This is a genomic window from Conyzicola nivalis (assembly GCF_014639655.1).
In the GTDB taxonomy this organism is placed as follows: domain Bacteria; phylum Actinomycetota; class Actinomycetes; order Actinomycetales; family Microbacteriaceae; genus Conyzicola; species Conyzicola nivalis.
On record NZ_BMGB01000001.1, the window covers coordinates 246,879 to 268,894 of the forward strand.

General features: G+C 68.8%; 18 protein-coding genes. 9 read left to right on the forward strand and 9 right to left on the reverse strand.

Going from position 1 to position 22,016, the window contains the following annotated elements; genetic code table 11:
• Positions 1-3 precede the first annotated feature (3 nt).
• Positions 4-1,425 (reverse strand): 3-phosphoshikimate 1-carboxyvinyltransferase, encoded by a 1,422-nt coding sequence (gene aroA, locus IEV96_RS01275; protein ID WP_188508902.1) that lies wholly within the window; start codon positions 1,423-1,425, stop codon positions 4-6.
• Positions 1,426-1,534: 109 nt separating this feature from the next.
• On the opposite strand from aroA, the gene IEV96_RS01280 reads away from it, so the two are divergent.
• Positions 1,535-2,185: a sigma-70 family RNA polymerase sigma factor gene (locus IEV96_RS01280; protein ID WP_188508903.1), complete on the forward strand. Its 651-nt coding sequence runs from the start codon at positions 1,535-1,537 to the stop codon at positions 2,183-2,185.
• Positions 2,182-2,424 (forward strand): zf-HC2 domain-containing protein, encoded by a 243-nt coding sequence (locus IEV96_RS01285; protein ID WP_188508904.1) that lies wholly within the window; start codon positions 2,182-2,184, stop codon positions 2,422-2,424. Before IEV96_RS01280 ends, IEV96_RS01285 begins: the two co-directional genes overlap by 4 nt.
• An 81-nt stretch (positions 2,425-2,505) precedes the next feature.
• Here the strand turns inward: IEV96_RS01285 and IEV96_RS01290 are convergent, their stop codons facing one another.
• Complete coding sequence (locus IEV96_RS01290) at positions 2,506-6,357, reverse strand: multifunctional oxoglutarate decarboxylase/oxoglutarate dehydrogenase thiamine pyrophosphate-binding subunit/dihydrolipoyllysine-residue succinyltransferase subunit (protein WP_188508905.1); 3,852 nt, start codon at positions 6,355-6,357, stop codon at positions 2,506-2,508.
• Between the two features lie 145 nt (positions 6,358-6,502).
• Between IEV96_RS01290 and guaB1 the strand changes: the two genes are divergently transcribed.
• The 3 genes from guaB1 (at position 6,503) to IEV96_RS01305 (ending at position 10,419) form a co-directional block, all read left to right on the forward strand.
• Entirely contained in the window at positions 6,503-7,957 is a 1,455-nt protein-coding gene (gene guaB1, locus IEV96_RS01295) for a GMP reductase (protein ID WP_188508906.1), read from the forward strand.
• Positions 7,958-8,041: 84 nt separating this feature from the next.
• Positions 8,042-9,382, forward strand: coding sequence for a hemolysin family protein (locus IEV96_RS01300; protein WP_188508907.1), 1,341 nt, complete (start codon positions 8,042-8,044; stop codon positions 9,380-9,382).
• Entirely contained in the window at positions 9,379-10,419 is a 1,041-nt protein-coding gene (locus tag IEV96_RS01305) for a hemolysin family protein (protein WP_188508908.1), read from the forward strand. The genes IEV96_RS01300 and IEV96_RS01305 overlap by 4 nt, the downstream gene beginning before the upstream one ends.
• A gap of 71 nt (positions 10,420-10,490) precedes the next feature.
• On the opposite strand, the gene IEV96_RS01310 is transcribed toward IEV96_RS01305, so the two are convergent.
• On the reverse strand, positions 10,491-11,585 hold the full coding sequence (locus IEV96_RS01310; protein ID WP_229732931.1) for an NADH:flavin oxidoreductase/NADH oxidase: 1,095 nt from the start codon (positions 11,583-11,585) through the stop codon (positions 10,491-10,493).
• 25 nt (positions 11,586-11,610) lie between these two features.
• Positions 11,611-12,228 (reverse strand): HAD-IA family hydrolase, encoded by a 618-nt coding sequence (locus tag IEV96_RS01315; RefSeq protein ID WP_188508910.1) that lies wholly within the window; start codon positions 12,226-12,228, stop codon positions 11,611-11,613.
• A gap of 23 nt (positions 12,229-12,251) precedes the next feature.
• On the opposite strand from IEV96_RS01315, the gene IEV96_RS01320 reads away from it, so the two are divergent.
• The 4 genes from IEV96_RS01320 to IEV96_RS01335 are packed head-to-tail and all read left to right on the forward strand — an operon-like array spanning position 12,252 to position 15,922.
• The gene (locus tag IEV96_RS01320) at positions 12,252-13,073 is read left to right on the forward strand and encodes an ADP-dependent NAD(P)H-hydrate dehydratase (protein WP_188508911.1); all 822 of its coding nucleotides are present in this window, start codon (positions 12,252-12,254) and stop codon (positions 13,071-13,073) included.
• Positions 13,074-13,094: 21 nt separating this feature from the next.
• Positions 13,095-14,375 (forward strand): glycosyltransferase 87 family protein, encoded by a 1,281-nt coding sequence (locus IEV96_RS01325; RefSeq protein ID WP_188508912.1) that lies wholly within the window; start codon positions 13,095-13,097, stop codon positions 14,373-14,375.
• Positions 14,376-14,384: 9 nt separating this feature from the next.
• The gene (locus IEV96_RS01330; RefSeq protein ID WP_188508913.1) at positions 14,385-14,717 is read left to right on the forward strand and encodes a thiamine-binding protein; all 333 of its coding nucleotides are present in this window, start codon (positions 14,385-14,387) and stop codon (positions 14,715-14,717) included.
• On the forward strand, positions 14,714-15,922 hold the full coding sequence (locus tag IEV96_RS01335) for an MFS transporter (RefSeq protein ID WP_229732932.1): 1,209 nt from the start codon (positions 14,714-14,716) through the stop codon (positions 15,920-15,922). The genes IEV96_RS01330 and IEV96_RS01335 overlap by 4 nt, the downstream gene beginning before the upstream one ends.
• A 23-nt stretch (positions 15,923-15,945) precedes the next feature.
• On the opposite strand, the gene IEV96_RS01340 is transcribed toward IEV96_RS01335, so the two are convergent.
• The 5 genes from IEV96_RS01340 to IEV96_RS01360 form a co-directional block, all read right to left on the reverse strand.
• A complete protein-coding gene (locus tag IEV96_RS01340; RefSeq protein ID WP_188508914.1) occupies positions 15,946-16,614 on the reverse strand; it encodes a response regulator transcription factor in 669 nt (222 codons plus the stop codon).
• Between the two features lie 48 nt (positions 16,615-16,662).
• Positions 16,663-17,916 carry a hypothetical protein gene (locus IEV96_RS01345; protein ID WP_188508915.1) on the reverse strand — a complete coding sequence of 418 codons (1,254 nt, stop codon included), beginning with the start codon at positions 17,914-17,916 and terminating at the stop codon, positions 16,663-16,665.
• Positions 17,913-19,076, reverse strand: a complete 1,164-nt coding sequence (locus IEV96_RS01350; protein ID WP_188508916.1) for a sensor histidine kinase — start codon at positions 19,074-19,076, stop codon at positions 17,913-17,915. Before IEV96_RS01350 ends, IEV96_RS01345 begins: the two co-directional genes overlap by 4 nt.
• A gap of 250 nt (positions 19,077-19,326) precedes the next feature.
• A complete protein-coding gene (metX, locus tag IEV96_RS01355; protein ID WP_188508917.1) occupies positions 19,327-20,532 on the reverse strand; it encodes a homoserine O-acetyltransferase MetX in 1,206 nt (401 codons plus the stop codon).
• A 43-nt stretch (positions 20,533-20,575) separates the two neighbouring features.
• Complete coding sequence (locus IEV96_RS01360) at positions 20,576-21,895, reverse strand: bifunctional o-acetylhomoserine/o-acetylserine sulfhydrylase (RefSeq protein WP_188508918.1); 1,320 nt, start codon at positions 21,893-21,895, stop codon at positions 20,576-20,578.
• Positions 21,896-22,016 lie beyond the last annotated feature (121 nt).

Consider the following 22,016-nt stretch of genomic DNA (forward strand, 5'->3'; position numbering starts at 1 on the left):
CGGTCACAGCACGATGGTGTCGGTGGTGATGGTCATGATGACCTCGTCGGGATCGCGCACGAGGTCGGCCCAGAGCTGCGGGAACTGGGGGAGGGTCTTCGCGGTCGTCGCGATGTCGTCGACGACGACGCCCTCGACGGCGAGGCCCACGATCGCGCCGGCGGTCGCCATCCGGTGGTCCTCGTAGGCCTTCCACTCTCCGCCGTGCAGGGGGCGCGGGGTGATCGCGAGGCCGTCGTCCAGCTCGGTCACGTCGCCGCCCAGCCCGTTGATCTCGGCAGCGAGGGCCGCGAGGCGGTCGGTCTCGTGGCCACGCAGATGGCCGATGCCGGTGATGCGGCTGGGCCCCGACGCGAGGGCCGCGAGCGCGACGATCGCGGGGGCGAGTTCGCCGCCGATCGAGAGGTCGATGTCGGCGCCCGGCAGTTGGGCGCCGCCGCGGATGCCCTCCCCGCCGTCGACCACGAGGGTGTCGCCGTGCCGGGAGGTGGTCGCGCCGAACAACGGCAGCAGGGTCTCCAGGTGCGCGCCGACCTGCGTCGTCGACCACGGCCAGCCGCCGATCGACACGGTACCGCCGGCGACGAGGGCCGCGACGAGGAAGGGTGCGGCGTTGGAGAGGTCGGGCTCGATGTCGACCTCGATGCCGCGGATCTCGGCGGGCGGAACCACCCAGACGCCCGGCTCGGGGCTCTCGACGACGACGCCGCGGGCGGCGAGCGTGGCGATGGTCATCTCGATGTGCGGCATGCTCGGCAGCGTGTCGCCGGTGTGGCGCAGGGTGAGGCCGCGGGTGAAGCGCGGGGCCGCGAGCAGCAGTCCCGAGACGAACTGGCTCGAGGCAGAGGCGTCGATCGAGAGGTCTCCGCCCTCGACGGTTCCTGTGCCGTACAGGCTGAACGGCAGCACCCCGCGACCGTCGTCGTTCACGTCGACGCCGAGGTCACGCAGTGCCTCGATGGTCGTGCGCATGGGGCGGCGGCGGGCGCTCTCGTCGCCGTCGAACGCGACGGGACCGAGGGCGAGGGCGGCGAGCGGCGGCAGGAAGCGCATGACGGTGCCGGCGAGGCCGCACTCGATCGACGTGCCGCCCAGCAGTTCCTCGGCCGGGGTGATGCGCAGGTCGGAACCGTAGCCGCCCTCGCCCGGCACGTCCTCGATCTCGGTGCCGAGCGAGCGCAGCGCCTCGATCATCAGAGCGGTGTCGCGCGAGTGCAGGGGTGCGCGCAGCAGCGACGGGCCCGTGGCGAGGGCCGAGAGCACGAGCTCACGGTTGGTCAGGCTCTTCGATCCGGGCAGGCGAACGGATGCCGCGAGCTCACGCTCAGCGACGGGGGCCGGCCACGGGCCCGGGTCGCCGCCCGTGACGAGGGTCCCGTCGTCGTAGGGGCTGAACTCTGGCTCGGAATACTTGGATACCAACATCGGTTACCACAGTATCGGCTGTTGAGGCCGAGCGATTGGAGTCACTGGTATGACAGTGCTGTTGGAGAACCCGGAGGCAACGGCCATCGGCGATCTAGAATTGTCCCTGATGACTATCGAGACCCCCGAAGAGCCGACCCCCGTCGAGCCCGCGGCAACCGCGAAGCCGGCTCAGACCGACGACGTGCGCGCCCTGTTCGAAGAGCAGGCGCTGCAGTACATGGACCAGCTCTACGCCGCCGCCATGCGCATGACCAAGAACCCTTCTGACGCGGCCGACCTGGTGCAGGAGACCTTCGTCAAGGCCTACACCGCGTTCGGGCAGTTCCAGCAGGGCACGAACCTGAAGGCCTGGCTGTACCGCATCCAGACCAACACGTTCATCAACAACTACCGCAAGAATCAACGCAACCCGTACCAGGGAACGATCGACGACCTCGAAGACTGGCAGCTCGGCGGCGCCGAGTCGGTCACGCAGCACTCGACGACCCGTTCGGCCGAGGCCGAGGCCATCGACCACCTCCCCGACAGTGCCGTCAAGGACGCGCTCCAGTCGATCCCCGAAGACTTCCGCCTCGCGGTGTACTTCGCAGACGTCGAAGGCTTCTCCTACCAGGAGATCGCCGACATTATGAAAACCCCCGTCGGAACCGTCATGAGCCGCCTCCACCGCGGCCGACGCCTTCTGCGGGGCCTACTTGCTGAATACGCGAGCGACCGAGGAATTGCCGCCGCGCCTGCCACTGGGAGTAAGAAATGACCGATTGCGGTTGCGATAAAGCCAAAGCCGAGCTCGAGGAGTACATCCACAACGAGCTCACCCGCGGCGAGGCCGAAGACATCGCCGAGCACATGGCGAACTGCGAGTCCTGCACGGGCGAACACCTCGTGGGCCTCACCCTCACGAACAAGGTGAAGAGCGCCTGCAACGAGAAGGCGCCGGTCGACCTGCGGGCCGAGGTGCTGGCGAAACTGCGCGAGATCCAGCCGACGGCTTAGCCGTCCACGCGGATCGAGCCTGTCGAAGTCCCTTCCACGTGTCGCACGCGGGGGATGTCGACAGGCTCGATCGGCGAGTCGTTACAGCGTCAGCGCCTTGGCGATCAGCTCGACCTGTTCGCGGCCGGAACGCTTGTTCGACCCCGTCGCCGGCGACGCGGATGCCGGACGCGACGAGACCCGGATGGTGCGCCCCTCGAGGTGCTTCGCCAGTTCGAGCGAGATGAACGGCCACGCGCCCTGATTCTCGGGCTCGTCCTGCGTCCAGACCAGGTCGGCGTTCGGGTACTGGGCGAGGATGCCGTTGATCTCGGAGATCGGCAGCGGGTAGAACTGCTCCATGCGCACGACCGCGATCGACTTCTCTTCGCGCTTGTCGAGCTCGGCGATGATGTCGTAGTAGATCTTGCCCGAAGTCAGCACGACGCGCTTGACGCTCGCCTTGTCGGCCACCCGCGCGTCGTCGATCACCGGCAGGAACTTGCCGCTCGTGAAGTCGGCGATCTCGCTGGTCGCGCCGCGCAGTCGCAGCATGGCCTTCGGCGTGAAGACGATGAGCGGGCGGCGTGGTCGGGCGTAGGCCTGGCGGCGCAGGAGGTGGAAGTACGACGCCGGCGTCGACGGGCGCGCGATCGTCATGTTGTTCTCGGCGCACATCTGCAGGAAGCGCTCCATGCGCGCGGAGGAGTGGTCGGGACCCTGTCCCTCGTAGCCGTGGGGGAGCAGCATTACGACGCTCGAGCGCTGTCCCCACTTCTGCTCGGCCGAGGAGACGAACTCGTCGATGACCGTCTGGGCGCCGTTGGCGAAGTCGCCGAACTGGGCCTCCCAGAGAACGAGGGCGTCGGCGCGTTCGACCGAGTAGCCGTACTCGAAACCGAGTGCGGCGTACTCGCTGAGCAGGGAGTCGTAGATCCAGAAGCGGCCCTGGCCGTCCTTGAGGTTGCCGAGGGGCAGCCACTCCTGGCCGTTCAACCGGTCGTGCAGGATGGCGTGCCGCTGAACGAAGGTTCCGCGGCGCGTGTCCTGGCCGGCCATACGGACCGGGGTTCCCTCGACGAGCAGGGACCCGAGGGCGAGCAGTTCGCCGAAGCCCCAGTCGACCGAGCCGGAGCGACTCATGTCGACGCGCTTCTTGAGCATCGCCTGCAGCTTGGGGTGCACGCTGAACCCGGCGGGCGGGTTGTTGTGGGCGTCACCGATCAGCTGGATGACTTCTTCGCGCACACCGGTGGTCTCCGGCTCGCCCACGAGGTCGTCCTGCTGCGACTCGGGGCGTTCCAGGTCTGCGACGGCGTTGGAATCGCCCGTGACGACCGGAATCGAGCCGGTCTGCGCCGCATGCGTCTCGGCGAACGCCCGCTCGAGGCGGTCCTGGAAGTCCTGGTGGCTCGCCTCGTACTCTTCGGTCGTGATGTCGCCGCGACCGACGAGTCCCTCGACGTAGAGGGTGCGCACACTGCGCTTTGCCTCGATCAGGTTGTACATCAGCGGCTGGGTCATCGAGGGGTCGTCGCCCTCGTTGTGACCCCGTCGCCGGTAGGAGACGAGGTCGATCACTACGTCGCGGTGGAACCGCTGGCGGTACGCGAGCGCGAGCTGGGCCATGCGCACGACGGCCTCGGGGTCGTCGCCGTTCACGTGGAAGATCGGCGCCTGGATGGTCTTGGCGACATCGGTCGAGTAGATCGACGTGCGGCCCTCGCCGGGAGGGGTGGTGAAGCCGACCTGGTTGTTGACCACGATGTGGATGGTGCCACCCGTGCGGTACCCGCGGAGCTGCGACATCTGCAGGATCTCGACCACGATGCCCTGGCCGGCCATCGCGGCGTCCCCGTGCACCATGACCGGGAGCACCGAGTACGAGCCGATCGGGCGGCGGTCCTGCTTGGCGCGCACGATGCCCTCGAGTACTCCGTCGACGGCCTCGAGGTGCGAGGGGTTGGCGGCGAGGTAGACGGGGATGGTGGTGCCGTCGGCCGCGGTGAAGGTTCCCTCGGTGCCGAGGTGGTACTTCACGTCTCCCGAGCCCTGCACGGTGCGCGGGTCTTGTGTGCCCTCGAACTCGCGGAAGATCTGGCCGTAGGTCTTACCCGCGATGTTGGTGAGCACATTGAGGCGGCCGCGGTGGGCCATGCCGATCGCGACCTCTTCGAGACCGTCTTCGGCGGAGCCCTGGAGGATCGCGTCGAGCACGGCGATCGTGGACTCGCTCCCCTCGAGGCTGAAGCGCTTCTGGCCCACGTACTTCGTCTGCAGGAAGGTTTCGAAGGCCTCGGCCTCGTTGAGCTTGCCGAGGATGCGCATCTGCTCGTCGTGACCCGGCTTGGTGTACGGGGTCTCGACGTGGTCCTGCATCCACTTGCGCTGTGCCGGATCCTGGATGTGCATGTACTCGATGCCGACGGTGCGGCAGTAGGAGTCGCGTAGCAGTCCGAGGATGTCGCGCAGCAGGGCCGAACGCTTTCCGCCGAAGCCGCCGGTGACGAACTCGCGGTCGAGGTCCCAGAAGGTGAGGCCGTGGCTCTCGATCTCGAGGTCGGGGTGCGAGCGCTGCACGTACTCGAGCGGGTCGACGTCGGCCATCAGGTGGCCACGCACGCGGTACGAGTTGATCAGCTCCTGCACCCGGGCGGTCTTGTCGACCATCGACGCGAGGTCGACGCTGATGTCGGTGGCCCAGTGGATGGGCGAGTAGGGGATGCGTAGCGCGGCGAAGATCTTCTCGTAGAAGTCGTGTTCGCCGATGAGGCGCTCGTGAATCTTCTTGAGGAACTCGCCCGAGCCGGCGCCCTGGATGACGCGGTGGTCGTAGGTGCTCGTGAGGGTGATCGTCTTGCCGATACCCAGGTTCGAGAGCACCTGTGTCGAAGAGCCCTGGAACTGCGCGGGGTACTCGAGAGCGCCCGCACCGACGATGGTGCCCGCGCCGCGCATGAGGCGGGGAACCGAGTGCTCGGTGCCGATGCCGCCGGGGTTGGTGAGCGAGATGGTGTTGCCCGCGTAGTCGGCCGCGGTGAGCTTGTTGTTGCGTCCGCGGAAGACGACGTCTTCGTAGGCGGCCAGGAACTCGCCGAATTCCATGGTGTCGGCCCGCTTGATGCCGGGGACCACGAGGGAACGCGTGCCGTCGGGCTTCGGGATGTCGATCGCGATGCCGAGGTTGATGTGGGCGGGGGTGACCACGGCCGGCTTGCCGTCGACCTCGTCGTAGAAGACGTTCTGGCTCGGGAATTCTTTCAGGGTCTCGACGATCGCCCATGCGATGAGGTGGGTGAACGACACCTTGCCGCCGCGCGCACGCTTCAGGTGGTTGTTGATCACAATGCGGTTGTCGATCATGAGCTTCGCGGGGATCGTGCGCACGCTCGTGGCCGTGGGAACCGTGAGGCTCGCGTCCATGTTGGAGGCGAGGGCCTTGGATGCGCCCTTGAGGACCGCGGTGACGTTCGCGTCGGCGTCCGCGGCGGTCGCGACCGGGTTGGCTCCCGTGGCGGGAGCCTGGGCGGGGATCGGTTGCGGCTTGGCCTCGATCGACGTGGTGCGGGCGACGGGCTGGTTCGAAGTCGGGGCCGCGGCGGGGGCCGGGGCCGGGGCCGCGTCGGAGATCTCGTCGGGAATCTGCGCCTCGCCTCCGGTCTGCGACTCGGCCGCGGGTGCCGCCGGAGCCTCCGCCGGGGCGCTCGGCGCTTCGGCGGTCGGCGCCTGATCGGCGATCACGGGGATCGTGGTCGTCGGTGTCGGGTCGGTGGGAGCGGAATCGCTGTGCGTTTCGGTGGGCCGGTAGCTTTCCAAGATCGGCCACCACGACTGATCGACCGAATTGCGGTCAACCAGATACCGTTCGTACATTTCGTCTACGAGCCATTCGTTGGCCCCGAACTCGCCAGAAGATCCGTCTTCTGCTGCAAGTCCGGTCACTTGGCTTGACACAGCCGACCGCCCACTCTCAGTTCACTCAGGTTTCGATTCACGGTACGGGCCCAGTAACTGGCGACCAGCACTGCCCGCATTAGTTCTAAGGGTAATCACATTCTTAACCGCGTGCGGGCACACTCGAGGGTCTAACGTGAAATTTATGGAGTTCTACGAGACTGCGCCGAAGCACGACCTCACGTATTCCGACGTTTTCCTGATTCCGAGCGGATCGAACGTCACCAGCAGGCTTGACGTGTCGCTCGCGCCAGGGGACGGCACGGCCGCAACGATCCCGATCGTCTCCGCGAACATGAACTCGGTCACGGGGCCTCGGCTCGCGGCGAGCCTCGCCAGACGCGGCGGCATCGGCATCCTGCCGCAGGACATGCACCTGCAAGACCTGGACGCGGCGATCCGCTGGGTGAAGTCGCAGCCCGTGCGCTGGGACACCCCGCTCGAACTCGCCCCCGACGCCACGGCCGCCACCGCGCTGACCCTCCTGCCGCCCGTCGCGGGACACGGCATCGTCGTGCGCGATGGCGCGGGCCACGACAACGCAGGGGCCGTGCTCGGCGTCATCCCCGCGCTGCGCCTCGCGACGGCGCTGCCCGACGCCCGCCTCGGCGACCTGCTGCACGGCAACCTCGCCTCGCTCGACGCCGACGATCTCGACAGCCCGCGCGCGGCCTTCGACGTCATGGTGGCCGCCGAGCTCGACTTCGCCCCTGTGCTGCACCACGGCAACCTCGTGGGGACACTGAGCCGCACGAGCGCCCTGCGCTCCACCATCTACGACGCCGCGGTCGACGCGAGCGGGCGGCTCCTCGTCGGCGCGGCCATCGGCATCAACGGCGACGTCGCCGCGAAGGCCAAGGCGCTCGTCTCGGCCGGCGTCGACGTGCTCGTCATCGATACCGCGCACGGCCACCAGCGCGGAATGGTCGCGGCGCTCGCCGCGGTGTCGGCGCTGCAGCTCGGCGTGCCGATCGTCGCGGGCAACGTCGTGACGCGCGAGGGGGTGCGCGACCTGGTCAAGGCCGGCGCCGACATCGTCAAGGTGGGTGTCGGTCCCGGCGCGATGTGCACGACGCGGATGATGACCGCGGTCGGCCGCCCGCAGTTCTCCGCGGTGCTCGAGACGGCGCAGGCCGCACGCGAGTTGGGCGCGCACGTGTGGGCGGACGGCGGCGTGCGGTACCCGAGAGACGTCGCCCTCGCCCTGGCCGCTGGCGCAGCATCCGTCATGATCGGTTCCTGGTTCGCCGGCACGATCGAGGCACCCGGATCGCTGGCGACGGATGAAACGGGGCGGCTGTACAAGGAGAGCTGGGGCATGGCCTCGACCAAGGCCGTGCAGCAGAGGTTCGACCGGCTCGACGCCTACGAGCTCGCCCGCAAGACCCTCTTCGCGGAGGGCATCTCGAGCTCGCGCATCTACCTCGACCCGCTTCGCCCCTCGGTCGAGGACCTGCTCGACATGATCACGTCGGGGGTGCGCAGCTCGATGACCTACGCCGGCGCGACCTCGCCGGCCGAGTTCCACCGTCGCGCACTCGTCGGCATCCAATCTGCCGCCGGCTATGAAGAGGGCAAGGCCCTGCCTGTCAGCTGGTAACGCCTATACTCGATGAGATAATGGACGACCCCCCTTCACACTTGCCCGAACCCACCGTGATCATCTCCACCGGCGTGAGCGTCCATGTCTGAGTGGGTGCTCCTCGGCATCGGACTCCTGCTCACCGTGGGAACCGGCCTCTTCGTCGCATCCGAATTCTCCCTCGTCAACCTCGACCGCTCCGACCTCGAAGTCCGGCAGTCGAAGGGTGAAAAGGGACTCGGCATGTCGATCAGCGCGCTCAAGCGCACCTCGACTCATCTCTCCAGCGCCCAGCTGGGCATCACGCTCACGACGCTGCTCACCGGGTACACGATGGAGCCGGCGTTCAGCGTGTTCCTGACCCCGCTGTTCGAGGCCATCGGGCTGCCCGAGGTCGCCATCCCGACCGCGGCCACGATCGTCGCCGTGTTCATCGCCACGCTGCTGTCGATGATCATCGGCGAACTGGTACCGAAGAACTTCGCGCTCGCCCTGCCCCTGCAGACGGCCAAACTCGTCATCCCCTTCCAGATCGGGTTCACCGCGGTGTTCCGTCCGGCGGTCGCCCTGCTGAACAACACGGCGAACGCGATCATCCGTTCGTTCGGCATCGAGCCGAAGGAGGAGCTCTCGGGTGCCCGCACCGCCGAGGAGCTCTCGTCGCTCGTGCGTCGCTCCGCCCGCGAGGGCAGCCTCGAGAACGACACGGCGACGCTGCTCGCCCGCACGCTCGCCTTCTCCGACCTCATCGCCCAGGACGTGATGACCCCGCGCCCGCGCCTGAAGAGCGTCGACCGCACCGATACCGCGTTCGACGTGATCGAGCTGGCGCGCACGACCGGGCTCTCCCGTTTCCCCGTGATCGACGACAGCGTCGACGACGTGGTCGGCATCGTGCACGTCAAGCAGGCGGTCGCGGTTCCGCGCTCCAAGCGAACGGATGTACCGGTGTCTGCCCTGCAGTCGGATGCGTTGCGCGTTCCGGAGACGATGAAGCTGGATTCGCTGCTCGCCGAGCTGCGCGGCCGCGGTTACCAGATGGCCGTCGTCCTCGACGAGTACGGCGGAACCGCCGGTGTCGCGACGCTCGAGGACCTCGTGGAGGAGCTCGTCGGCGAGGTGTCGGACGAGCACGACCGTTCGAAGCCCGACGTCGTGCGCTCGCGCGACTGGTTCACCTTCCCCGGCATCCTGCGGCCCGACGAACTGCTCGAGCGCACCGGAGTCTCGGTGCCCGAGGAGGGCCCGTTCGAGACCGTCGCCGGCTGGCTGATGAGCGAACTCGGCCGGCTTCCCGCCGTGGGCGACGTCGTCGAGGCGGTGGGCGGAACCTTCCGCATCGAACGGCTCGACGGCCGCCGCATCGACCGGGTGCGCTATACGCCGACGGCCCCCGCGACCACCGATCCGGCGAACGACGAGAGCGAGGTGAGTGACCGATGAGCGAGTCGATTCCCGGCATCCTCTGGTTGGTAGTGCTGCTGCTCGTCAACGCCTTCTTCGTCGGAGCCGAGTTCGCCGTGATCTCGGCACGTCGGTCGCAGATCGAACCCAAGGCCGAGGGCGGATCCCGGGCGGCGAAAACGACGCTCTGGGCGATGGAGCACGCGACGCTGATGCTGGCCACGAGCCAGCTCGGCATCACGATCTGCTCGCTCCTGATCCTCAACGTGTCCGAACCCGCCATCCACCACCTGCTCGAGGTGCCGCTGCACTGGACCGGCCTGCCGGAGGAGCTCAGCGGCGTGATCGCGTTCGTGCTCACCCTGCTGTTCGTCTCGTTCCTGCACGTCGTCATCGGCGAGATGGTTCCGAAGAACCTGGCGTTCTCGATGCCCGACCAGGCCGCGCTGCTGCTCGCTCCGCCGCTCGTCTTCGTCGGAAACGTGTTCAAGCCGGTGATCGTAGCCCTCAACGCGACCGCCAACGGCGTCGTGCGGCTGTTCGGTGTCACGCCGAAGTCGGAGGCGACGAGTGTCTTCACTCTCGGCGAGGTCGCGAACATCGTGGCGCAGTCGACGAAGGAGGGTGTGCTCACCGACGCGACGGGTGCGCTCACCGCGGCGTTCGAATTCACCGAGAAGAAGGTGCAGGACATCGCGATCGGCATCGACGACCTCGTCACCCTTCCCGAGGACGCGTCGCCCGCCGACGTGGAGCGCGCGGTCGCCCAGCGCGGCTTCTCGCGGTACATCCTGATCAACGACGAGGGCGAACCGACCGGGTACCTGCACCTGAAGGACGTCATCGACCTCGACGGTGACGAGTTCACCGAGCCGGTGCCGCCGAAGCGCATCCGCCAGCTGATCTCGATCTTCCGCAGCACCGACCTGGAAGACGCCCTCGCGACCATGCGCCGCTCGGGAGTGCACGTGGCGCGTGCGTTCGACGAGAACGGCGCGACCCGCGGTGTGCTCTTCCTCGAGGACATCATCGAGGAGCTCGTCGGCGAAGTGCAGGACGCGACGCGGCGCAACTAATCGACGGTCCCTGAGCCTGTCGAAGGGCCTCCTCGCAGAGGCGCTTCGACAGGCTCAGCGACCGTAACTCCCTAGCGCCAGCGCGCCCTGACATAGGCCTCGGGCCAGTAGTCGACCTCGACGCCCAGCTCGTGGGCCGCGCGCAGCGGGAAGTGCGGGTCGCGCATCATCTCGCGTCCGAGCATGACGGCGTCGGCCTGCCCGGTCGCGACAATCTCTTCGGCCTGCGCGGCGGTGGTGATGAGTCCGACCGCGTTGACGGGCACGCCGGCGGTGGTTCCCACGAAGTCGGCGAAGGGCACCTGGTAGCCGGGGCGCAGCGGGATGGTCACACCCGAGACATTGCCGCCCGTCGAGATGTCGAAGAAGTCGGCGCCTGCCTCCCGCGCCCAGCCGGAGACCGTGGCGGTGTCCTCCTGGTTCCAGCCGCCCTCCGCGTAGTCGGTGGCCGAGAAGCGCACGAACACGGGCATCGCGTCGCCGACGGCCTCGCGCACGGCGCGCACGATCTCGAGCACAAGACGGGCGCGGTTCTCGAGGCTTCCGCCGTACTCGTCGGTGCGCAGGTTCGACAGCGGCGACAGGAACTGGTGGATCAGGTAGCCGTGTGCGGCGTGCACCTCGACGAGGTCGAAGCCGGCGGTGATGGCACGCTTCGCCGCGGCGGCGAACTCGGCGACCACCGCATGGATCTCCTCCACGCTCAGCGTGCGCGGTTCGGCGTAGGCGCCGAACGCGACCGCGGAGGGGCCGACGGTCTGCCAGCCGCCGTCCTCCGCCGAGACGGTGCCGGTCTTCTCGGGCGCCCAGCCGCGGTGGGTCGACGCCTTGCGGCCGGCGTGCGCGAGCTGGATCCCGGCGACGGCGCCGCGCTCGTGCAGGAAGGCGGTGATGCGCGACCAGGCCTCGACCTGGGTCTCGCTCCAGATGCCGGTGTCGTGGGGCGAGATGCGTCCGATCGGCGCGACGGCGGTCGCCTCGCTCATGATGAGCCCGGCGCCGCCCATGGCGAATGCGCCGAGGTGCACGAGGTGCCAGTCAGTGGGGACGCCGTCGCGCTTCTCGACCGAGTACTGGCAGAGTGCCGGCACCCAGAGACGGTTGCGGAAGGTGGTGGAGCGGATGCTGAGCGGGGTGAAGATGCTCGGCGTGGTGGTCGTGGTCACGGATCTCCCGGTGAGGTCGCCGCGCTCAGTTCGCGAGCGCGGTGAGGAACTGGCGAAGACCGGCGACGTGCACGTAGTGGTGCACCGTCGCACCGAGTTCGGCCGCGGCATCCGTATTGATCTTCTTGTTGTCGATAAAGACCATCTGCGCGGGCGTTATTCCCAGCCCGTCGGCAACCTCCAGGTAGATCGCGGGGTCGGGCTTGATGTTGTCCATCTCGGCGCTCACGAACATGCGCTCGAAGAACTCGGCCATGGGGGAGAAGCGGAACGGCCCGGCGAAGTCGAAACCGGCGTTGGAGAGCAGGGCCACGCGGGTGCCTCCGGCGTGCAGTTCGGCGATGAGGTCGATCGTGCCCGGCTCCACGCTGATCCAGCTGGTGAAGTCGCGGGCCCAGAGCCGTTGCACGGTCGAGGCCGACCATTCGGCGCCGACGTCGGCGGCGATCAGCCGCCAGTACTGGGGGACGCTGACGGTCCCGCGGTCGAGTCCGTCGCGGTGACGCCAGTAGCTCGGCCAGAACGCCGCGCCGTCGACCCCGGCGATCGCGACAAGCGCGTCGCGGTCGGCCGCACTCGGTTCGAGCGATATCACCTCGCCGTAGTCGAAGACAACAACCCGGTCGGCGATACGCAGCGTCATGGTTCCAAACTAGCCTGAGCAGCATGGGCGACTTCACAACCTGGAAACCGGATGACGCGGCTCGACTGATCGCGGTGCCGGGCGAGCGCGACGACAAGTACTCCCGCGGTGTGCTCGGCGTGATCACGGGAAGCGACAGGTACCCGGGCGCGGCCGTGCTCGGTGTCGAGGCCGCGCTGCGCACCGGGGTCGGCATGGTGCGCTACCTCGGCGGGGAACGCGTGTCGACGCTGGTGCTGCAGCGCCGCCCCGAGGCGGTGACGGCGGAGGGTCGCGTGCAGGCGTGGCTCGTCGGTTCCGGCATGGATCACGACGGCCGCGACGACCAGACGGTCGCGCTCAGCACCGCGGCGATGACGCAGGCGCTGCCGACCGTGCTCGACGGGGGAGCGCTCGACCTGCACGAGGGTGCGACCGGCCCCGTCGTGATCACACCGCACTACGGCGAGCTCGCGCGGGTGCTCGACGTGGCGAAAGAGCGCATCGTGGCCGATCCGGCCACGTGGGCGCGCACCGCCGCCGACGAGCTCGGCGTCACCGTGCTGCTCAAAGGCCACGCCACCTACGTCGTGGGCGGCGGCCTGGCGCTCGTCGCCTCGAGCGCGCCGACCTGGCTCGCCACGGCGGGGGCGGGCGACGCGCTCGCGGGAATCCTCGGCGCGCTCGTCGCGACGCACACCGACGAGATCGCGGCCGACCCGGCCGTGCTCGCGAAGCTGGCCGCTACCGCGTCGGTCGTGCACGGTCTCGCGGCGATGCGGGCGAGCCGCGGCGGGCCGCTCACGGTGCTCGACCTCGCCCACGAGGTGTCGGGCACGATCGCCGGGCTGCTCGCCTCGTCGTAGTCGCCCGGTACTGTTGGTGGCATGACGGACGCCGCTGATTCGCCGCGGCGCATCACGTCGCCGCTGCGCTCGTTCGCGACGAGCAGGGCCGCCCTGTGGGCCGGGTTCGTGCTGGCGCATTTCTGGCTCGGCCTGCTCAACCTCTACGGACCGGGTTTCCCGCTGGGCGACGTCACGATCACCTACAGGCTGTGGACCGACCAGATCGTCACGGGCGATTACTGGATGGGCATCGACAGCGTGTGGGTGTATCCGATCCTGGCCATCGTGCCGATGCTCGCCGCGTTCGCCCTCGGTCCCGCGCTCTACGCCAGCACCTGGCTCAGCCTGGTCATGCTGCTGAACGCTGTCGCGTTCGCCGCGATCACCGGCTGGGCGCGGTCGCGCGACCGGGCGGCCGTCGGCTGGTGGTGGATCGGCTTCCTGGTGCTGCTCGGCCCGATCGCGGTCGCGCGCATCGACTCGGTCTCGGTGCCGCTCGCCATGGTCGGGGTGCTGCTGCTCGCCACCCGGCCGACCGCCGCCGTCATCGTGCTCACGGTGGCCACCTGGACCAAGGTGTGGCCCGCCGCACTGCTCGCGGCGATCCTGATCGCGTGCCGGGGCCGCGTCCGGCTCGTGGTGACCGCGGTCTCCGTGAGCGCGGCGATCGTCGTCGTCGCCCTGCTCCTCGGCAGCGGCGGCAACGTGTTCAGCTTCATCACGCAGCAGACCGGCCGGGGCATGCAGGCCGAGGCGCCCGTGAGCACCGTGTGGGCCTGGCAGGCCTTCGCCGGTGTGCCGGACACCTACATCTACTACGACCAGGACATCCTGAGTTTCCAGATCGTCGGCCAGGGCGTTGCCACGGCCGCAGCCGTGATGACGCCGATCCTCGCCCTGGTGGCGCTCGCGGTCGCGGCCACCGGCGTGTGGGCGGCGCACCGGGGTGCCGAGCCGACCCGGCTGCTCGCCCCGCTCGCCCTCGCGCTCGTCACGACCCTCATCGTGGTCAACAAGGTGGGCTCGCCCCAGTTCATCTCCTGGCTCGCGGTCCCGCTGGTGCTCGGCCTCGCGGCCAACGCCGCGGGGCACGGACCGTCGTTCCGATTCCCCTCGGTGCTCGCGCTCGTGGTCGCGGTCATGACGCAGGCGCTTTATCCTTATTTCTACGACGAACTGATCTCGCTCAACCCGATCATGCTCACCGTCCTCACCGCGCGGAACGTGCTGCTGTGCGTGTTGTTGGTCTGGGCGGTTCGCGCCGTAGTGCTCGTCGGCCGGCACGCGAAGGCCCCACCGCGCGGCCCCCACCTACCCTAAGGAACTCACATGCTCGTGGCATTCTCCGTCTCGCCGGTCGGAAGCGGTGGCGACGACGGTTCCGTGCACGAGGCGGTCGCGGCCGCCGTGCGCGTCGTGCGCGCTTCCGGTCTCCCCAATCAGACCGACGCCATGTTCACCACGATCGAGGGTGACTGGGACGAGGTCTTCGCCGTCGTCAAGGCCGCGACCGAGGCCGTCGCCGCGTTCGGCCCGCGCGTCTCCCTCGTGCTCAAAGCGGACATCCGCCCCGGCCACACCGGCGAGCTGACCGGCAAGGTCGAGCGCGTCGAGCGCGCCCTCGCCGCCGGTGCCCCCGCCACCGCGTCTGACTCCGAGTGAGCGGCCTCTCGCCCGCACGCGTCCGCCTGGCACTGCTCGCCCTGGCCCTCGGCGGCTTCGGAATCGGCACGACCGAGTTCGTGGTCATGGGGTTGCTCGACAACGTCGCACGCGACCTGCTTCCCGCTCTCTACGCCTCGAGCCACGAGGACGCCGTCGCGCAGACCGGCTGGCTGATCACCGCCTACGCGCTGGGCGTCGTCGTCGGTGCCCCCACCATCGCCGCGCTGTCGGCCCGCTTCCCGCGCAAGCAGCTGCTGTTGTGGCTTCTCGTCGCGTTCACGCTGGCGACCGTGCTCTCTGCGGTGCTGCCCACGTTCGAACTGGTCCTCGTCGCGCGATTCGTCGCCGGGCTGCCGCACGGCGCCTACTTCGGCATCGCCACCCTGGTCGCCGCCTCGCTCATGGGCGAGGGCAAGCGCGGCCGCGGTGTCGCGATCGTGTTGTCGGGCCTCACCATCGCCAACGTCGTCGGCGTGCCGATCATCACCCTCCTCGGCCAGCAGGCCGGATGGCGCGTCGCCTACCTCGCGGTCGCGTCGATCTTCGCGCTCACCTTCGTCGCGGTCGCGCTGGCGGTGCCGCTGCAGCCCGGCGACCCGAAAGCCACGCTCAAGCGCGAGCTGCGCGCGTTCGGCCGCTCGCAGGTGTGGCTGGCGCTGCTCACGGGCGCCATCGGCTTCGGCGGCTTCTTCGCCGTCTACAGCTACGTCAGCCCCGTCGTGACCCAGGTCACCGGGCAGAGCGAGTCGTTCGTGCCGATCGCGCTCGTGGTCATCGGCCTCGGCATGACACTGGGCAACCTCGTCGGTGGCCGCGCCGCCGACCACAACGTGATGGGCACCATCTTCGTCTGCTTCGGACTCTTCGTCGTCGCGCTCGCCTCGTTCGCGCTCACCGCGCACACGACCGCCGGCCTGCTGATCTCGCTGTTCGTCGTCGGCGGCGCAGCATCCGCACTGTCGCCCGCGGTGCAGTCGAGGCTTATGGATGTCGCGGGGGACAGTCAGACCCTCGCGGCGGCCGCGAACCACGCCGCGCTGAACCTCGGCAACAGCCTCGGCGCGTACCTGGGCGGGGTGACGATCGCCGCGGGTCTCGGCTACCTGTCGCCCGCGATCGTGGGACTGCTGCTGTGCGTTCCGGGCATCGGGCTCGCGCTGTTCAGCGTGGTGCTGCAGCGCAGGCGCCCGATTCGCCTCTAGCCGGGGTGAGCCTGTGCGAGTGGTTAGAGCGCTCGCGGCTGGTCGGCCTCGATGAGGATGCCGTCTTCGATGGCGCGCTTGCGCAGGGCGACCTTGGTGCCCACGTCGAAGCCGGCGACGCGGTACTTCTCACGGATGCGCTTGAGGTACGACTTGGCCGTCTCCTCGCTGATGCTGAGCTGGAAGGCCACGGCCTTGACGGGCTCGCCTCCGCCGTAGAGGGCCATCACGCGGCGCTCCTGGGCGCTGAGCTTGGGTGAGCCGCCGACCTCGCCAGCGTTGAGGGCGAGGTCGAGTTCGGCCGAGACGAAGGACTCGCCGATGGCGGCCGCACGGAGCGCCTCGATGATCATGCTGGCGTCCTCGCTCTTGACGAGGTAGCCGAGGGCCCCGGCGGCGAGGGCCTCGCGCACGACGTTCGGCTCGGAGTAGGTGCTCATCAGCACGACCTTGACGGCCATGGTCTTGAGCGTCGAGATCTTCAGCGAGATCGGGATGTTGTCTTTGAGGTCGAGGTCGAGCAACACGACGTCGACCGGGAACGCCGGGTTGGTGAGCAACTCGGGCCAGCTCGCCACGGCGGCGACCATGTCGATGTCCTGAGCGCTGCGGATCCACTCGGTGAGTGCCCCAAGGAGCATCCGGTGATCGTCAACGATGGCGACGCGGATGCGCTTGTCTGGGTCAGTCACGGTAAGTCCCTATCTGTAAAGCGGTTCATGAGCGGCAACGCGCTCGATTCACAAGTCGGCCGGGTTGTCGACGAAACACTCGATTTCCACCCGGAGACTCGCGTTCTGACTTGAGTCACTGTAGCGTCCCACCCGCCGGATGGCGTCCCATGTCGACGGGTCGACACGATTTCGCTGCACGCCCGTCGTGGTGATCACCACGGGCACCTTCAGTTTATGACTCGGCGCCACGGGCGACGTGGCGACGATCGGGCCGATGCTCACCTGCACGGTCCGCACCGCGGTCTTCTTGGCGTGGTCGTTGACCAACAGCCAGACCGCGGCGAGAAGGCCGTCCCGCTGGTTGGCGTCGAGCAGGCCGGCGAGGCTGCCCTTGTCGGTGAGCGTGACCGAGCGGCCGAGCAGCTCGGACTCGGTGATCGCGTGGTAGAGCCACGTCTCGCGGCGGCCCTCGATGAGGTGGAGGCGCAGCTCGGTCGCGAGCGAGGCGGCGACCGACGCGGTCTTCGGGCGGAGGGGGAGGGCGATGCGCCCGGTGGCGACGGAGTCGAGCAGCTCCTCGGCCGCGAGGTCGAGCCGTGCGAGCTCTTCGGACGCGAGCATGCCGACCGCGAACCGCGGCGCCGACACGGTGCTCTGCACGAGCACCCGGTCGAGTTCGACCTGCACCATGCTGCGGAAGCCGCGCACGATCATCACGCCGATCACGACGGGCAGCACCGCGAACGCCAGCGAGGTGAGCTGGGCTGCCGCGTTGTCGGGGGAGAGCTCGGTGTTCACGATCATCACCACGAGCAGCGAGGCACCGATCACGCCGGTCGCGATGAAGATGTCCGAGGGCCGCCGCAGCGTGATCACGAGCAGGAGGGCCGTCGCCGCCGTGAGCGAGGCCGTCGCGTACCGCCCCACGTCGTGCAGGTCCCAGATCGCGAGGATGTCGAGCACGATGACCACGCCGAGCAGCGCGAGGAAGACCGCGAACATCCAGTCGGGCAGTCGGTCGCCGACGACGCTCGCGGTGATGAACGCCAGCACGAGCACCACGACGAGCAGCACCCACGCGCCGATGGCCGCCACCGGGTTCGGGTAGTCAGGCCAGTACGCGACGAACCAACTGAACCCGTAGATCGCGCTGATGGCGCAGACCAGCGCCGCACCGATGCCGATGAAGGCGGTGCCCAGGCTCGCCCGGTGCGGGTTGTCCGGCCGCACGAGACGCCGCGCGCCGCCGACGATGCTGCGGCTGGCCCGCACCTCGGCGAGCAGTCCGAGCGTGTTCTCGCTCGCGGGGGGATAGCTCACCGGGGGACCTCCAGAACTACCGTGGTACCCGATCCGGGCTCCGAGAACAGCCGGGCGTGTCCGCCGACTTCCTTCAGTCGCGCGACGACCGATTCTTTGAAGCCGAGTCGCGCCGAGTCGACGTCGTCGAGGATGAACCCGACCCCGGCATCCGTGATCATGGCGCGCACCGTGGTGGCGTCGTCGACGATGGTGACGTGCGCCTCGCGCACACCCGAGTGCCTGCGCACATTCTCGAGGCACTCTGCGAGGGCGAGCAGGAAGGCGTCGAGCACGTCGCTCGGCAGGAGCACCTGCCCCGTGCCGTGCCAGCTGACCTCGAGGCCCATGCGGCCGAAGCGCTGTTTCACCGACTCCAGGGTGGTACCCAGAACCGTCTCTTCGACCGGCTCGAGGTTGTAGCCGCCCGAGGAGAGCGGGGCGGGGGTGGCGCCGAGCCGCAGTTGGCGCAGCAGCTTGGCGTCGTCGGCGGACTGCTGCTGCAGCGCCGCCGGTGCCACGCCGACGCCGGAGTGGGCGAGCAGGGTGAGCGTCGCCAGCACGGTGTCGTGCAGCAGGCGGGCCGACTGGCGGCGCTGCGCCTCGATCTCGCTGGCCTGGCGCTCGGCACGGTGTGCGCGCCCGATGCTCGCGATGCGCCTCGCCGCCTGGGGCACGCCGGCGCTGATCCAGATTCCGGCGACGGCTGCGATGGCCCAGCCGAGCGTGAGGGTGCCGACGGACTCGAGGGGGGACCGGGAGCCGGCGGTGAGCCACGTGGTCACGACGGTGACCACGACGAAGACGACCGCGAGCACGGCCAGACGCAGCCGGTCGCTGGCGAGCACGAGGGCGACGGACGGGAGGGACGCCGCGGCGAACTGGGACACCGACGACATGGCGGCCGGAGTGAGGCCGTCGGGGTTGAGCGCCGTGATGCTGGCGACGATGCCGAGCACGGCGACCACCTGCGCGAGCACCCACAGGTAGGAGCGGCTGAATCCGATGACGTACTGGGCCGCGGCGAGAAGGAGCACGAGCGGCACGATGGGCAGGTAGGTGGCGGGAACGACGGCGCCGGGAACGACGAGACACAGCGACGCGACGACCGTGAAGCTGAGGCCGTAGATGCGCGCGGTGCGCTGCAAGAGGCGGTCGCGTTCCTTCAGAATCGGATCCACCGAGCTCCCGTCCCCCGCCTTGCGCTGTCCATCGGATTGCTAGTCACCGCACCGCTCCTTCCCGAGCGGATGTGGTATCCACACAGTCTGCCACCACTACTGGGGGTGCAGCGTCTCTCGGCGCTGCGCGGGGCCCGGGGTAACCTCTGACGTAGAGGGACAACAACGGGGGAAGCCGGGGCCGCAGGGAAACCTGCGGCCCCTGCGCGTTAAGGCTCGGCGCGGGAAACCGACCACCGCGCGTGCCCCGTCACGCGGCGAGGAGCCGTGCGAGGTGCGCGCCGACGGCCGCGTCTTCGATGAGGAAGCCGTCGTGGCCGAAGTCGGAGCTGATGACGGTGGCCCGGGTGCCGTCGATGTTTCCCGGCACGTGCTTCGCGATGAGCAACTGTCCGTCGACGGGGAACAGCCGGTCGCTGTCGATGCCGAGCACGAGCGTCTTCGCGGTGATGCGCTGCAGTGCGGCCGTGATTCCGCCGCGGTCGCGGCCGATGTCGTGCGAATTCATGGCCTCGACGAGGGTGATATAGCTGTTCGCGTCGAAGCGGCGCGAGAACTTGTTGCCGTGGAAGTCGAGGTAGCTCTCCACCGCGTACCGGCCGCCGCCGCCGAGCGGACTGAGGCCACTCTGCCAGCTGCGTTCGAAGCGGTCGTTGAGCTCGTGGGGGGAGCGGTAGTTGAGCAGCGCCATACGTCGGGCGAGCGCGAGGCCGCGGTGCGGGCCCTCGCCGTCGGCGGCGTCGTAGTAGTCGCCGTCGGCGAACGTCGGGTCCATACGCACGGCCTCGATCTGCACGAAATTCAGTGCGATCTGGTCGGCCTGGCTCGTCGGCGGTGCGGCGAGGACCGCGACCCGGTCGAGCAGCTCGGGATAGCCGACCGCCCACTCGAGGGCCTGCATTCCCCCCATCGACCCGCCGATCACGACCGCCCAGCGTTCGACGCCGATTGCGGCCGAGAACGCGACCTGCGCCGCCACCTGGTCTCGGATCGTGATGAACGGGAAGTCGGCCGCCCACTCGCGTCCCAGAAGGGAATGCGATGCCGGACCGGTGGAACCCTGACATCCCCCGAGCATGTTCGGCGCGACCACGAACCACTCGTCGGTGTCGATCGCTTTTCCCGGACCGATGTTTCCCGACCACCAGCCGGCGGTGGGGTGCCCGGGGCCGGGGAGCCCGACGACGTGGCTGTCGCCCGTGAGGGCGTGCAGCACGAGCACCGCGTTCGAGCGGTCGGCGTTCAGCGTGCCCCACGATTCGTAGGCGATGCGCACGGAGGGGAGCTGGCCGCCGCGCTCGAGCTGCAGCGCGCCCACGTTCACGAATCGGCGGTCGCCCACCGGGTCGCCCTCCCGCCAGGCACCCGTCGCCGAGGGCTTGCCGATCATAAAACGCCGGTCGGCTTCGGTGATGATCGTCGAGGGCACTGTGTCTTCGGGTGTCTGCCAGTCCATGTTCTAGCCAGTATCGCCAAGATCGGCGACCGCGGACGCTTTGTTACGCGAGGGCGTTCGACGCGGCCGCGGCGGCACGCGCCGCGTCGAAGCCGGCCTGCAGGTCGGCGAGGATGTCGTCGATGTTCTCGATGCCCACCGAGAGCCGAACGAGGCCCGGCGTCACGCCGGCCGTGAGCTGCTGCTCGGGTGTGAGCTGCGAGTGGGTCGTCGAGGCGGGGTGGATGATGAGGCTGCGCACGTCGCCGATGTTCGCGACGTGGCTGAACAAGGTGACGCTGTCCACGAGGGTCCGGCCCGCGTCGACACCGCCCTTGAGTTCGAAGGAGAGCACGCCGCCCACGCCCTTGGGGGCGTACTTGCCGGCGGCTTCGAACCACGGGCTGGTCGGGAGACCCGAGTAGTTCACCGAGGCGACGTCGTCGTGGCGGTCGAGCCACTCCGCGACCGCCTGGGCATTGGCGACGTGACGCTCGACGCGCAGGCTCAGCGTCTCGATGCCCTGGATGAGGCTGAAGGCGCTGTCGGGCGAGATCGAGGAGCCGAAGTCGCGCAGCAGCTGCACCCGCGCCTTGATGATGTATGCGAGCGGGTCGCCGACCGCCGCGGTGAAGCTGGCGCCGTGGTAGCTCGGGTCGGGCTCGGTGAGGCCCGGGAACTTCTCGACGTTCTTGCTCCACTCGAAGGTGCCGCCGTCGACGATGACGCCGCCGATCACCGTGCCGTGGCCGCCGAGGTACTTGGTCGCGGAGTGCACCACGATGTCGGCACCGAACTCGAACGGGCGGATGAGGTACGGCGTGGCGATCGTGTTGTCCACGATGAGCGGCACGCCGTGCTCGTGGGCGACGCTCGCTACGAGGGAGATGTCGAGGATGTTGATCTTCGGGTTGCCGACCGTCTCGGCGTAGAAGAGCTTGGTGTTGGGGCGGACGGCGTCGGCCCACGCCTGCGCGTCGTCCTGGTCCTCGACGAAGGTGGTCTCGATGCCCAGCTTCGCGAGCGTGTACTTGAACAGGTTGTAGGTACCGCCGTAGATCGACGACGACGAGACGATGTGGTCGCCCGCCTGCGCGATGTTCAGCACCGCGAAGGCCTCGGCGGCCTGGCCCGAGGCGACGAGCAGCGCGGCCGTGCCGCCTTCGAGGGCGGCGATGCGCTCTTCGACCACGGCCTGCGTGGGGTTCTGGATGCGCGTGTAGATGTTTCCGAATTCGGCGAGCGCGAAGAGGTTCTTCGCGTGCTCGGAATTGTTGAAGACGTAGGACGTGGTCTTGTAGATCGGTGTCGCGCGGGCGTTGGTGACGGGGTCGGGGGCCGCGCCCGAGTGGATCTGCTTGGTTTCGAACTTCCAGTCGCTCATGGCAGAGAGCCTATGAACGTGCCCGCGGCCGGGCAACGGTGCGAGACACACGGCGTAACCGAAGGGCGATGCCTGAGCCTGTCGAAGGCTTGCAACACGCGACTACTCATGCGAGAGTAGT